10 protein-coding genes are annotated in these 12,194 nt (G+C 67.9%); 7 read left to right on the top strand and 3 right to left on the bottom strand.

All coding sequences use genetic code 11. From position 1 onward, the window contains the following. Positions 1-2 precede the first annotated feature (2 nt). Positions 3-1,652, bottom strand: a complete 1,650-nt coding sequence (locus tag ACOOHP_RS12565; protein WP_420466985.1) for an AMP-binding protein — start codon at positions 1,650-1,652, stop codon at positions 3-5. A 194-nt stretch (positions 1,653-1,846) separates the two neighbouring features. Between ACOOHP_RS12565 and ACOOHP_RS12560 the strand changes: the two genes are divergently transcribed. Beyond that, the gene (locus ACOOHP_RS12560; protein WP_420466984.1) at positions 1,847-2,932 is read left to right on the top strand and encodes an SMP-30/gluconolactonase/LRE family protein; all 1,086 of its coding nucleotides are present in this window, start codon (positions 1,847-1,849) and stop codon (positions 2,930-2,932) included. A 48-nt stretch (positions 2,933-2,980) separates the two neighbouring features. On the opposite strand, the gene ACOOHP_RS12555 is transcribed toward ACOOHP_RS12560, so the two are convergent. Further along, positions 2,981-3,772: a TatD family hydrolase gene (locus ACOOHP_RS12555; RefSeq protein ID WP_420466763.1), complete on the bottom strand. Its 792-nt coding sequence runs from the start codon at positions 3,770-3,772 to the stop codon at positions 2,981-2,983. 209 nt (positions 3,773-3,981) lie between these two features. Further along, positions 3,982-5,637, bottom strand: coding sequence for a hypothetical protein (locus ACOOHP_RS12550; protein ID WP_420466762.1), 1,656 nt, complete (start codon positions 5,635-5,637; stop codon positions 3,982-3,984). A gap of 464 nt (positions 5,638-6,101) precedes the next feature. Here ACOOHP_RS12550 and ACOOHP_RS12545 point away from each other — a divergent pair, with 464 nt between their 5' ends. The 6 genes from ACOOHP_RS12545 to ACOOHP_RS12520 all read left to right on the top strand — a co-directional run bounded on the left by ACOOHP_RS12545 (position 6,102) and on the right by ACOOHP_RS12520 (position 12,186). Beyond that, on the top strand, positions 6,102-6,671 hold the full coding sequence (locus ACOOHP_RS12545; protein WP_420466761.1) for a TIGR04211 family SH3 domain-containing protein: 570 nt from the start codon (positions 6,102-6,104) through the stop codon (positions 6,669-6,671). Then, positions 6,668-7,333 carry an alpha/beta hydrolase gene (locus ACOOHP_RS12540; protein ID WP_420466760.1) on the top strand — a complete coding sequence of 222 codons (666 nt, stop codon included), beginning with the start codon at positions 6,668-6,670 and terminating at the stop codon, positions 7,331-7,333. The genes ACOOHP_RS12545 and ACOOHP_RS12540 overlap by 4 nt, the downstream gene beginning before the upstream one ends. A gap of 106 nt (positions 7,334-7,439) precedes the next feature. After that, a complete protein-coding gene (locus ACOOHP_RS12535) occupies positions 7,440-8,162 on the top strand; it encodes a hypothetical protein (protein WP_420466759.1) in 723 nt (240 codons plus the stop codon). A gap of 22 nt (positions 8,163-8,184) precedes the next feature. Further along, positions 8,185-8,619, top strand: coding sequence for a TerB family tellurite resistance protein (locus ACOOHP_RS12530; protein WP_420466758.1), 435 nt, complete (start codon positions 8,185-8,187; stop codon positions 8,617-8,619). Positions 8,620-8,622: 3 nt separating this feature from the next. Beyond that, a complete protein-coding gene (locus ACOOHP_RS12525; protein WP_420466757.1) occupies positions 8,623-10,848 on the top strand; it encodes a CHASE3 domain-containing protein in 2,226 nt (741 codons plus the stop codon). Positions 10,849-10,971: 123 nt separating this feature from the next. Then, positions 10,972-12,186, top strand: a complete 1,215-nt coding sequence (locus tag ACOOHP_RS12520; protein ID WP_420466756.1) for a response regulator — start codon at positions 10,972-10,974, stop codon at positions 12,184-12,186. Positions 12,187-12,194: the final 8 nt, after the last annotated feature.

The following is a 12,194-nucleotide window of genomic DNA, read 5'->3' as shown; positions in this document are numbered from 1 at the left end:
ATTCAGGCCTCCCAGCCGAACGGCGTGCGCTGCGCCGCCTCGGTTTCGATCAGGTTGGCGTAGCGTTTTTCGATCTCGTTGCGCTTGACCTTCATCGTCGGCGTCATGATGCCGTTGTCGATGCTCCAGGACTCCTTCACCACCACGATCTTGGCGATCTGCTCGTGCGCTTCCAGGCGTTCGTTGACGATCTTCATGTCCGCCAGCAAGGCCTTCTCCAGGTCCTCGCGCGACTTCGATTCAACGACCCCCGGCAGCAGCGAAACCAGCATCAGCGGCTGGGTCAGGCCGCTGCCGACCAGACAGAGCTGATCGATGTCGGTGTTGCGCGTGAGTGCGCCCTCGATGGGTGCGGGCGACACGTACTTGCCCTTGAGCGTCTTGAAGATGTCCTTGACGCGACCTGTGATGTAGACGTAACCGTCGTCGTCCACGCGGCCCTTGTCGCCGGTGCGCAGGTAACCGTCATCGGTGAAGGTTTCCCTGGTTTTCTCCGGCTCCTTGTAGTAGCCCGCCATGACCCCGGGGTGCTTGAACAGGATCTCGCCTTCGGGCGACAGCTTGAAGCCGGAGTCCGGCAGTGCCTTGCCCACCGAGCCCGGCCGGTTCTGGTGCGGCAGGCAGGCGGTGGCGTAGATGCTGTTTTCGGTCATGCCATAGCCCTGCAGGATGTCGATGCGCAGGTATTTCTTGAACCAGTCCATCAGCGGCAGCGGCAGCGGTGCCGCGCCCGAGAAGATATAGCGCGCGTTGTGCAGGCCCAGGCCCTGCAGGATCTTCTTGCGCACGATGCCGCCCAGAATCGGGATGCGCGTGAGCCGGGCCAGTTTTTCCTGCGGCATCTTCTTGAGTACGCCGGCCTGGAAGCGGCCGTACACCAGCGGCACGCCGTAGAAGCGGGTGGGGGCGACCTGCGGCAACTGTTGCGCGAGCTTGTCCAGATGCTCCAGAAAGTGCACCTCGGCGCCCAGGTACATCGACAGCCCCAGCACGGCGCCGCGCTCGAAGGCATGCGCCAGCGGCAGGTAGGAAAAGAAGCGCTCGTTACCCTGCGCCGGCATCACCTTGAGGGACTGGCTGGCGGAGAACATCAGATTGCCCCAGGTGATCATCACGCCCTTGGGGTTGCCGGTGGTGCCGGAGGTGTAGATCAGCGTGGCCAGATCTTCCGGCTCCGGACGCTCGTAGCCCGCGAACGGTGCGTTCTGTGCGATCAGTGCATCCCATTGCCGATCCGCGGCCGGAGCTTCGCGGTATGGAAAGCCTACGGTGGGGATGCCCTTGGGCACCGCGCCCATGAATTCGTCCGCATCCATCATCGGACCCAGGAACAGCAGCTTGGCCTCGCTATGTTCCAGGATGAAGGTCACCGCCTCGGGCGCCTGCTTGGGGTACAGCCCGATGCTGACCAGGCCCGCCAGTCCACAGGCCAGGTCGGCCAGAAACCAGTGCGCAGTGTTGCGTCCGGAGATGGCCACCCGGTCGCCGCGCTTGAGGCCCATCGCCAACAGCGCGCCGGCCATGGCACTGGCCTCGCGCTCGGCCTGTTTCCAGGTCCAGGTACGCGTCTTGCCGTCGTTGGGCTGTACCAGCCAGGTCTGGTCGGCGCGCTCGCGCGACCATCGAAGGGCCATCTCCACCGGTGTTTTCATCTCGCTCACGGCGACGCTCCTGTGTCGGGCGGCCACGCCGCCTCGATCGGTTATTGATTTGCTCGGCGCGGCCGAGTTTAGCGACGCCGGCGTGGACCTACGCTGGCCGCATCGACACAATCGTGCGCCTTGCTGCCCCTTGTGGAGTGTCGAGCTTGAAATCCGCCGCCCTTTTCCTGCCACCCGCGCTGCTGATGTTGTATCTCCTGGCGTGGCCGGTCGATATCGCGCCGGTGGCGTGGACGCCGGGCATTGCGCCGTCGCTGGAGCAAGGGACATTTGCCCGCAACGATCGCCTGCGCGCGGTGCAGCGGATAGCCGACGGCGCCGTCGCCGGTCCGGAGGCGATCGCTTTCGATTCCGCGGGTCGCCTCTACACCGGCGTGGAAGACGGCAGCATCCTGCGCATCGATCCGCGCGACGGACGCTGCGCCGTGGTCGGCAACACCCAGGGTCGGCCGCTGGGCCTGGTGGCGGGTGCGGACGGCTATCTGCACATCGCCGACGCGCGCAAGGGTCTGCTCGGCATGAGCGCGGACGGCCAGGTCGACGTCCTCGCCGAAGACGCCGACGGCATCGCGCTCGGCTTTGCCGACGATCTTGCGGCGGACCCGGGCGGATACGTCTACTTTTCCGACGCGTCGTGGAAATTCGGCTACGGCGAGCATCTGCGGGACGTTCTGGAACACGGCGGGCGTGGCCGTCTGCTCCGCTACGACCCCGAACTTGGCGAGGCCGTGACCTTGCTCGCCGGCTTGCAGTTCGCCAACGGCGTGGCCTTGGGCCCGGACGCGCAATACGTGCTGGTCGCGGAATCCGGCGCGTACCGCGTCACGCGCTACTGGCTCAAGGGCGAGCAGGCCGGCACGTCCGAGGTATTCATCGACAATCTGCCGGGCCTGCCCGACAACCTGACGTTCAACGGGCGCGATCGCTTCTGGGTCGCGCTTTACGCGCCGCGCAACGCATTGCTGGATACCTTGGCGCCGCACCCTTTCTGGCGCACGGTGGTCGCGCGCCTGCCCGCGTTCCTGATGCCCGCGCCCGACCATCACGCGATGCTGCTCGGCGTCGACCTGCAGGGCGAAGTGGCGGAGCAGTACCAGTTCGCCGACGGCGACGCCTACGCGCCCATCACCAGCGTGCGCGAACACGGCGATCACCTTTATCTGGGCAGCCTGGATCAGACCGCGATCGGGCGCGTGTCGCTGTCCACTTTGCGCGGTGGCAGCACCCTTGCCGAGCCGCCGGCGCCGTTGCCGTCGGATTGCGAGGGCTGAGGCTCAAGCGTGCTCGGCAGATCGGCCTGATGGCAGGCGCGACCCGCCTTACGCCAAAGCAAAGAAAGCGCGCGCGTTTCTCGCGGTCTGGCTGGCCACGAGGTCCGCGCTCTCACCGCGCGCGTCGGCGATCTTGGCCACGACCCAGGGCAGGAAGCGCGGCTCGTTGCGACGGCCGTCGACCGGCCGCAGCGCGCGCGGCAGGTTGCGCGGCAGCAGGTAGGGGGCGTCGGTTTCCACCAGCAGGCGCGCTGCAGGAATGTCTCGCACCACCTCCAGCAAGTGCGTGCCGCGGCGTTCGTCGCAGATCCAGCCGGTGATGCCGATGTGGCAGTCCAGCGCCAGATAATCCTGTGCGGCCTCGGCGGTGTCGGTGAAGCAGTGCACGCACACCGCGCTCAGCGCGGAGCGGAACTCCCGCAGGACCGCGACGAAATCCGTATGCGCATCGCGCTGGTGCAGGAACACTGGCTTGCGCAATGCCACCGCCAACTCCAGCTGCGCGACGAAAGCTGTGCGCTGTGCCCGGCGCGGTGCCAGGTCACGAAAGTAATCCAGGCCGCATTCGCCCAGCGACACCACTTGCTCGTGTGCGCCGAGCTCACCCAGGTTAGCGGCGCAAGTCGGGCTCCACTCGGCGGCGTGATGCGGGTGCAGGCCGGCAGTGGCATACAGACGGCCGGGATGCGCCTGCGCCAGCAGCAGGGCGCGACGCGAACTGGCCATGCAACTGCCGGTGACGACGATGGCCTGCACGCCGGCGTCCCAGGCCTGCGTCAGCACGTGGTCGAGATCGTGCGCGAAGGTCTCGTGGGCGAGGTTGGCTCCAATATCAATCAATGCCGCCAACCTCCGGGGGCGGGGCCCCAGCCCCGCCCGCTAACCGGGCGTCGACTGCCACCGGCAGTCGTCGAAACCCCCGGCTCGCTGGCTCCAATATCAATCAATGCCGCCAACCTCCGGGGTGGGGCCCCAGCCCCACCCGCTCGCCGGGCGTCGACTGCCACTGGCAGTCGACGGAAACGCCGGCTCAGGGGAGCCGGTGTCGATCACGGCAGGCCCGCGTCGCGGTTCGTCGCGATGCATTCGTGGCGTAGCAGCACGCGCTGTTCGGCGACGGCGGACTGCGGTTGGGCCGATGGCGACAGCACCTGCACCACGCGCAGACGGACCAGTTGATCGGCGTGGCGACGGCACAGACGCTGCGCCAAGGCGAGCCGCGGGCCGGTCTGGCGACTGTCGGCCAGACGCTGTGCGTACAGACGGCCGCGCAAGCCGGGCGCCAGCGCGATCTGATGCGGACCGTAGTTGGGGGCGCTGCCTTCGGGGTCGCGGCGCAGCGACGGCGCGTCGATCAGACGCCCGTCGGCCTGCTCGCCCACCACCGCCAGCCAGCGCGAATCGCCATCCGGTGTGCGGCCGGCATCCAGCCAGCGATGCTGCAATGCCAGCGGCGCCAGCACTGCAACCAGGGCGCCGGCCGGTTCGCTGCCAGGGTCGCGCAGGGTGCTCGCCTGGGCCGCCAGACTGGCGGCGCCGATCACGATCAGGATTGCCGCCAGCCAGCGCGATCGCACCGGCTCCACCGGCACCGGCGTTGAAGTCACCGTCGCGCCGCCTTGCGGCAGCCAGGCGTCCAGGCGCCGCGCCGCCCAGGCGCCGGCTCGCAGCGGACGCAGCGGCCAGGTCAGTGGCGACATCTGCAGCAGCAGTTGCAACGCCTGCACATCCAGGTGCGCGCGGTCGTCGTGATCGATCAGTACCAGGTGATGCCCACCCTGGATCAGTCTGAGCACGCGCGCGCTGCTGTCGGCTGCGAGCACGGGGATCGCGCGCAAGGCCAGCATCTCCTGCAGATACTGGAGCCGGCGCTCCACAGGCCCAGCAGGCGTCTCCACGTACAGACGCCACTGCCGCCGCTCGGTACGCCGGTTGAGCAGCTGCCAGCTGCCAGGCTCCAGCAGGACCAAGCTGGCCGCTGCCGCGAGCCAGGGCAGGGCGCCGTAGTCGCCCCAGGCCGCGACGGCCAAGGCGCCGGCCATGTAGAGCACCAGCGCAACGCGGCGTGGCCAGCCGCGCAGACCGGGCAGGGCCGCCAGCAGCAGGATCGCCACGGCGATGGCCAGCACCAAGGCGGTCGTGGTGGCGCCGGCGCCAGGCTGGAGCCAGGCGCGCAGAGCGTAAAGCAACGGTAGCGCCAGCACGTGCAGGCCGAGTATCGCGGCGGCAACCGAGCGGTGAACCGGTTCCGCTTCCGGGGCATCGACCGGCGCCGGTCCGTCCAGACTCCAGCGGCGCCCCCAGGGCAACAGCAGGCCCCAGGACAGCAGCGCCAGCAGGTAAGCCTCTGCCGGCGTCACCGCCAGCGGGTTGCGGGCGGCCGCCGACACCAGCAGCAACCAGCTCAGCAGCGCGGCGCCTCGGGTATGGCGGCCGAACATCAGAAATGCCGCTGCCAGCGCCTGCAGCAGCAGCAGCAGACTGGCGAACGGCACACTGCCGTTGATCAGGTATAGCGACCACTGCGCCGGTTCCAGCAGGTCCAGCAGGTGGCGGCGCGGGAGCAGGCCGATATCGGCGTACAGCAGACCGGCGCCAGCCAGGCGCGACAAGGCGTCGATCAGCAGGAACAGGCCGACGCTGGCGCGCAGGACCGCGAGGCTGCGCAGATCCAGGGCCGGCAGGGCGGTACTGGCAAAGGACATCGAAGACATTTGAGGGAGCGTCACGGCGCGCAAGGCTGTCTGCTTCCGCGGCAAACGGCAAGCGGGGTCATATTCGTCAGCCCGCATTTCTCGCAGGGGGACCGAGCGATGGCCGTACGTCGAGGATGTCAGCGGCGCCGGGCTGGAACGAAACCGATGGTGCGCCGACGACACGGTGACTGCGCAGCCGTGGGGGTGCGAGCCGGCGCTGCAGTCCCGCCCGCACCCACGCTCGCTGAGCTCGCGGCACCGTGGCGGAACTGCCCATCGGTTGAGTGAAGCCCAAGCCGGTGGCACCGCAGACAGGCCAGCGCCGATCAGCCTTCGATCCGTTCGACACTCTTCATCGCCTTCCGAATGAAAACTTCCACAAAACCGGCAACGACCACCGGGATCGAAGGCGACCCTGTGAGAAATGCGGGCTAGACTTGCAGGCTAGACGAGACGAGTGCCGGGAGAGTTGCGTGCGGTTTGGATGGATGCTGCTGCTGTGGTCGATCGCCTGGACCGCGCTGGGCCAGGAGCCCGCCCCGACCACGCGCTACATCAGCGATGAAACTGCCGTGACCTTGCGCCAGGACAAGGGCATGGCGGCCGAAGTGGTAGCGCTGATCAAATCCGGCGCGCGCGTGGAACTGATCGAAAGTGACGAGGCCAGCGGCTATTCGCGCGTGCGTGTCGGCCCCGGCCGGGAGGGCTGGGTACTGACACGCTACCTCACCGACCAGCCCGCCGCGCGCGAGAAACTGGCCGCGGTCTCCGCCAGCCTGGCCGACCAGCAGGCACGGGTGCGCCAACTTGAACTGGAAGTCCAGCGCCTGCGAACGGCGGCGAACGCGTCCACCGTTGGAGTCGGTGCTGCGCCGCGGCCGGCTGCAGCGACACCCGCGCCGACCGCTGACGACGACGGCTACACCTGGAGCGAGTTCTTCACCGGGGCGGCCTTGTTCCTGGTCGGCCTGCTCATGGGTCTGATCGCCTCGCAAGTGCTGGCGCAGGGGCGCCGTCGCCGCCGCTGGACACCGGACCTGTGAGCGACGAACTGGCACTGCCGGGCGCGGGCGAGACCGCCTCGGGCCTGATTCCCGGCATGGCTGGCGCCATCGAGTGTCTGCTGGCGATGCCGCGCAACGTGCCGCGCGGCGTGGCGGTGGTGTGCCATCCGCATCCGCTGCACGGTGGTGCCATGAGCAACAAGGTGGTCTACACCCTGGCGTCCTGCGCGCTGAAGCAGGATCTGGCGGTAGCCCGCTTCAATTTTCGTGGCGTCGGCCGCAGCCAGGGCTCGCACGACCACACGCGCGGCGAAACCGTGGACTGTCTGACGGTGGTGCAGTGGATGCGCTCGCAAGTCCCCGGTGTGCCACTGCTGCTGGCGGGGTTTTCGTTCGGAGCTTACGTGGCACTCAAGGCGGCATCGCAGGCGGGTGCCGTCGCCCTGCTGAGCGTGGCGCCGCCGTTCGGCCGCTATCTGGAGCAAACGCAGAATCCTCCGCATCCAGGCTGTCCTTGGCGAATTCTGCATTCGCGCGACGACGACATCGTGGCCTACGAAGACACCGTGGCCGCCGCGGCGGAGTACGACCCGGCGCCGGAATGGGTGGTGGTGGACGGCGCCGGCCATCTGTTCCACGGCCGACTGCAGGACGTACAGGAAGCCGCGATGCCGTTTCTACGGCGGAGCTTTGCGGGCTGAGCAGTGGGACCAGTCGGTGCGCGCTGGGGTCTGCGCTGTAACAGCGATGCCCACGCCATGCCATTACACTGCGCCGCACCACAAAAAGACCCTGGAGCCTATCGCCATGTATTGCCATCTACGGAGAATCGCGACCGCCGCGGCGCTGTTCACGTGCCTGCCCGCGCATGCGCTGGATTTCGATTTCGATATCGTCGACGCGCCCAACCAGAACGATTTCCGCGAGGTGTCCAAGGACGTCGGCGCGCTGCTCAATGGCAAGGCGCTGACGCCGGCGGAGCCGGGTGGCATTACCGGCTTCGGCATTGGCGCGTTTGCCATCTACGTGCCCACCGACGACAGCGGCGCCTGGCAGCGCCTGACCGGCGAGGACATCGACGAGATCGGCCTGGTAGGCCTGATCGCGCAGAAAGGCCTGCCGTTCGGCGTCGATGTCGGCGCCAGTTACGCCACCGTGCCCGGCAGCGATGGCCGGCTGCTCGGTGCGGAGCTGCGCTACGCGCTGATCGACGGGGGGATCGCCACGCCCGCAGTGGGACTGCGCGGCAGCTTCACCTCGCTCAGCGGTCTGGACGACGTGGACTACGACTCCTACGGCCTGGATATTTCCGTATCCAAAGGCTTTGGTCCGCTGACTCCTTACGCTGGCGTCGGCTATGTCTGGGGTCAGCTGGAAGCCGATCCGCAGTTCGGCCTCGAAGACGAGGACGTGGAAGAGTCGCGCGTGTTCGTGGGCCTGCGCGTGTCGGCGCCGATCGGGATCACACCGGAATACGAGCGCGTCGGCGATCGCGACTCTTTCAACCTGCGCTTCGGCCTGGCGTTCTGAGCCCATTCAACCGGAGCGCACCATGCTCAAGCAATGGCTGTCGCGGCTGGCAGCACCCGACCCGCAGCCGCACCCGCCCCGGGAAGTCGCCATCGCCGTGCTGTTGCTCGAATGCGCACGCGCCGATTTCGAACGTCAGCCGGTGGAGCTGGCCGAGATCCGCCGCCTGCTCGGCGATGAGCTGGGTCTGCCTGCGGGGGAGCTGGACGAGCTGATTGCCGACGCCGAGCGCAGCGCGCGAGAGGCCGTATCGCTGCACGGCCCGGTGTCGCGGCTCAATCAGGACTTGTCGGCCGACGACAAACGCGCGCTCATGGCCTGGCTGTGGCGGGTGGCGCATGCCGACGGCCATGTCGACGCCCACGAGGAACACCTTTTGCGGCAGATTGCCGATCTGCTGTATGTCCCGCACGCCGATTTCATCCGCACCCGCCTGGCCGTCGGTCAAGGGCGCTAAGGCTTGATCGACAACGCCAGCCGCTGGTTCGAGTCCCTGCCGGTCAGGGGCAAGCTGGTGGTGACCGTGTCGGTGCAGCTGGTGGTGCTCACCCTGGGCTGCCTGAGTTTTCTGCTGGCGCAGCGCGAGCTGGCGCAGGCACGGGCCTGGACCAATCATACCCACCTGGTGATCGAACTGGCCGAAGCGCTGCGCGCCGAGGCCATTGCCCAGCAGACCGGCATACGCGGTTTCGTCCTCAGCGGCCGGCGCGCCTACCTGGAGCCCTACACCGAGGGTGTGCAGCAGTTCGAGACCCTGTCCTCGCAGCTCTACGGTCTGCTCGAAGACAACGCGCGACAACAGGGGCGATTGCGGCGCGTCGAGGATCTGATGCGTGCGTGGCAGGAGCAGGTGGCGACGCCGCGCCTGCAGGGCGCGGCCGCCATCGCCTCGGACATGGGGGCCGACGGCATCGACGTGGACAAGCGCCTGATCGATGCCATCAAGGAACTCTGTGCCGAGGTGATCGGGCAGGAACGCAGCTTCCTGGCCGAGCGCGAGGCCGAGCTGGTACGACGGGAAAAATTTGCGCTGGCACTGACGCTGGGGCTGTTGCTGGTGGGCTGGTTCACCGGTCTGCGAGCGGTGCGCACCCTGCATCGGGTGCTGGGGCAGCCGCTGTCGGAGCTGGCCGCATTGGCGCCGCGCCTGGCCGGCAAGGATCCGGTATCGGTCCCGTTCGGTCATCGCGGCGACGAGGTCGGGGTCATGTCGGCGGCGCTGGAACGGCTGCGTACGGCCAGCGTCGAGCAGGGCCGCCGCGAGTGGGTCGCCGAACAGTCGGCGCGCATCCTGTCCGCGTTGCAGGGCTGTTCGAGCGAATCGGAATTTTCCGAAACCCTGCTGGCACGCCTGTGCGGTGTACTCGACGCGGGCTACGGGCTGGCCTATCGCTGGAACGAGGACAGCGCCCTGCTCGAATGGATCGGTGCCTACGGCCTGCCCGACATGGCCGCCACGCAGAGACGATTCCGTCTGGGCGAAGGTCTGGTGGGGCAAACCATCGTCGAGCGTCGGGCCATCGAACTGACGCCGGTGCCGGAAGGCTATCTGCGCGTGGTGTCGGCGTTGGGGGCCTCCCTGCCGCATGCGCTGGCGTTGTTTCCGCTCACCGCGCGCGGCCAGGCCGTGGCGGTGATCGAACTCGGTCTGCTGCGTGACCTGCGTCCGCAGGACCGGGCGCTGGTGGACGAGGTGCTGGTGACCACCGGTCTGGCCTGGTACTCGCTGTCGCGCAGCCTCAAGACCCGCGAGCTGCTGGCTGAAAGCCAGGCTCGAACCGAGGCATTGCACGCTTCCGAAGAGGCCCTGCGCACCCAGCAGGACAAGCTGCGCGCGGTCAACGAGGCGCTGCGGGCGCGTTCGACCGAACTTGAAGAGCAGGGCCGCCGGCTGAGTCTGTCGGAGCGCGAGATGCGCGAGCAGTCGCGCGAACTGCGTCGCGCCAACGAGATGCTCGAAGAACAGACGCGCGCGCTCAGCCAGCGCCAGAAGGAGCTGGAGCTGGCGCGCTTCGAACTGGAGCGCAAGGCCGCCGATCTGGAGCGGGCCAGTCGCTACAAGAGCGAGTTTCTGGCCAACATGTCGCACGAGCTGCGCACGCCGCTCAACTCCATGCTGATCCTGTCGCGGCTGCTGGCCGACAACGCGCAAGGCCATCTGAACGCCGAGGAGGTGGAGTCCGCGCGGATCGTTCACGACAGCGGCCAGAGCCTGCTGGGCCTGATCAACGACATTCTCGACCTGTCCAAGGTCGAGGCGGGCAAGTTGCAGCTCAGTCTGGAGGACGTGAACATTCGCGACTGCCTGCGGGTGCTGGCGGCGCGCTACCGCCCGCTGGCGACGCAGCGCGATCTGGAGTTTGTGGTGCAGGTGCAGGAGGACGTCCCCGCGCAAATCCATAGCGACGGCGCGAGGCTGTCGCAGATTCTCGGCAACCTGCTGTCCAACGCGCTCAAGTTCACGCATCGCGGCGGCGTCACCCTGAGCGCGAGCCGTGACGGCGAGCACCTGCGGCTGAGCGTGCGTGATACCGGCATCGGCATCGCACAGGACAAGCTCGAACGGGTGTTCGAAGCCTTCGAACAGGCCGACAGCGGCACTGCCCGACGCTATGGCGGCACCGGCCTGGGGCTGTCCATCGTCAGCGGCATGGCAAGTCTGCTCGGCGGCGAGGTCAAGGTGTAAAGCCGCGAGGGCGAGGGCTCCGAGTTCTCCTTACTGTTGCCGCTACCGGTGTCGCAGGAAACCGCTCCTGCGCAGTCCGTCGCGGTCGTTGCGCCCGCCGCTGCGCCAGAGCTTCCTGCCGCCATGGCGGCGGCCACCGATGCTGACGGCGCGACGGCGGAGCAGATCGCGATGCCGAGCGGGCCGCCGGCGCTGCTGATTGTCGAGGACGATGCCGAGATGGCCGAAGTGCTGGCGGGTATCGCCCGGCGGCGCGGGCTGGAAGCGATCTGCGTCGACAGCGGACGTGCCGCACTGGACCTTGCGCGTCGCGGTCGGCTGCTCGGTGTGCTGCTGGATATCGGTCTACCCGACATCAGCGGCTGGGCCGTGCTGGAGGCGCTCAAACGCGACCCGCTGACGCGCGAGCTGCCGGTCCACATCGTCTCCGGCCGCGAAGACAGCGAGCGCGGCATGGCGCTCGGCGCCGCCGGCTTTCTGCACAAGCCGGTGACGCGCGAGGCGGTGATCGACGTGCTGGAACGCATCGGTGCCGGCCAGGCCGAGTTGCCGCGCCGTGTCCTGTTGGTCGACGACGATGCCGGCGCGCGTCAGCAGCTGGTGCGGTTGCTGATGGGCGAAGTGCAGCAGGTCGTGGAAGCCGCCAGCGTGGACGAAGCGCTGCAGGCCCTGCGTACGCAGACCTTTGACGGTCTGGTGCTGGACCCTGATCTGGGCGACGAGCGGGGACTGGACCTGCTGGTGCGCGCTGCCGGCGTCGGCCGTCTGCCGCCGGTGGTGATTCACTCGCATCGCCGGCTCAACCCGGAAGAACATCTGCAGCTGCGCGAATTCACCGGCAGCATCGTCATCGAGGACGCGCGCTCGTCGGAGCGCCTGCTCGGCGAGGTGGCGTTGTTCCTCCGCGCGATCAAGCGCAACAATGACGCTACGCTGGCGCGGCCGCAGGCGCATGCGCCCGTCGCCGATCTGGCGGGCAAGACCGTACTGGTGGTGGACGACGATATGCGCAATGTTTTCGCGCTGTCCAAGGCACTGCGCGGCTACGGCCTCAATGTGGTGGTGGCTCAGGACGGGCACAAGTCGCTGGCGCTGCTGGAGAGTCGCAGCGACATCGACCTCGTGCTGATGGACATCATGATGCCGGGCATGGACGGCTATGAGGCGATCCGCCGCATCCGGGCGCTGCCCGAGCGCGCGCGGTTACCGATCATTGCAGTCACCGCCAAGGCGATGAAGGGCGACCGCGAGAAATGCCTGGACGCCGGTGCCAATGACTACTGCCCCAAGCCCATCGACCTGGATCGGCTGGTGTCGCAGTTGCAAGTCTGGATCTGAGAACCTGT

The organism is Panacagrimonas sp., assembly GCF_965216805.1.
Lineage (GTDB): Bacteria > Pseudomonadota > Gammaproteobacteria > Nevskiales > Nevskiaceae > Panacagrimonas.
This window is presented reverse-complemented; position numbering and strand designations above follow the sequence as displayed.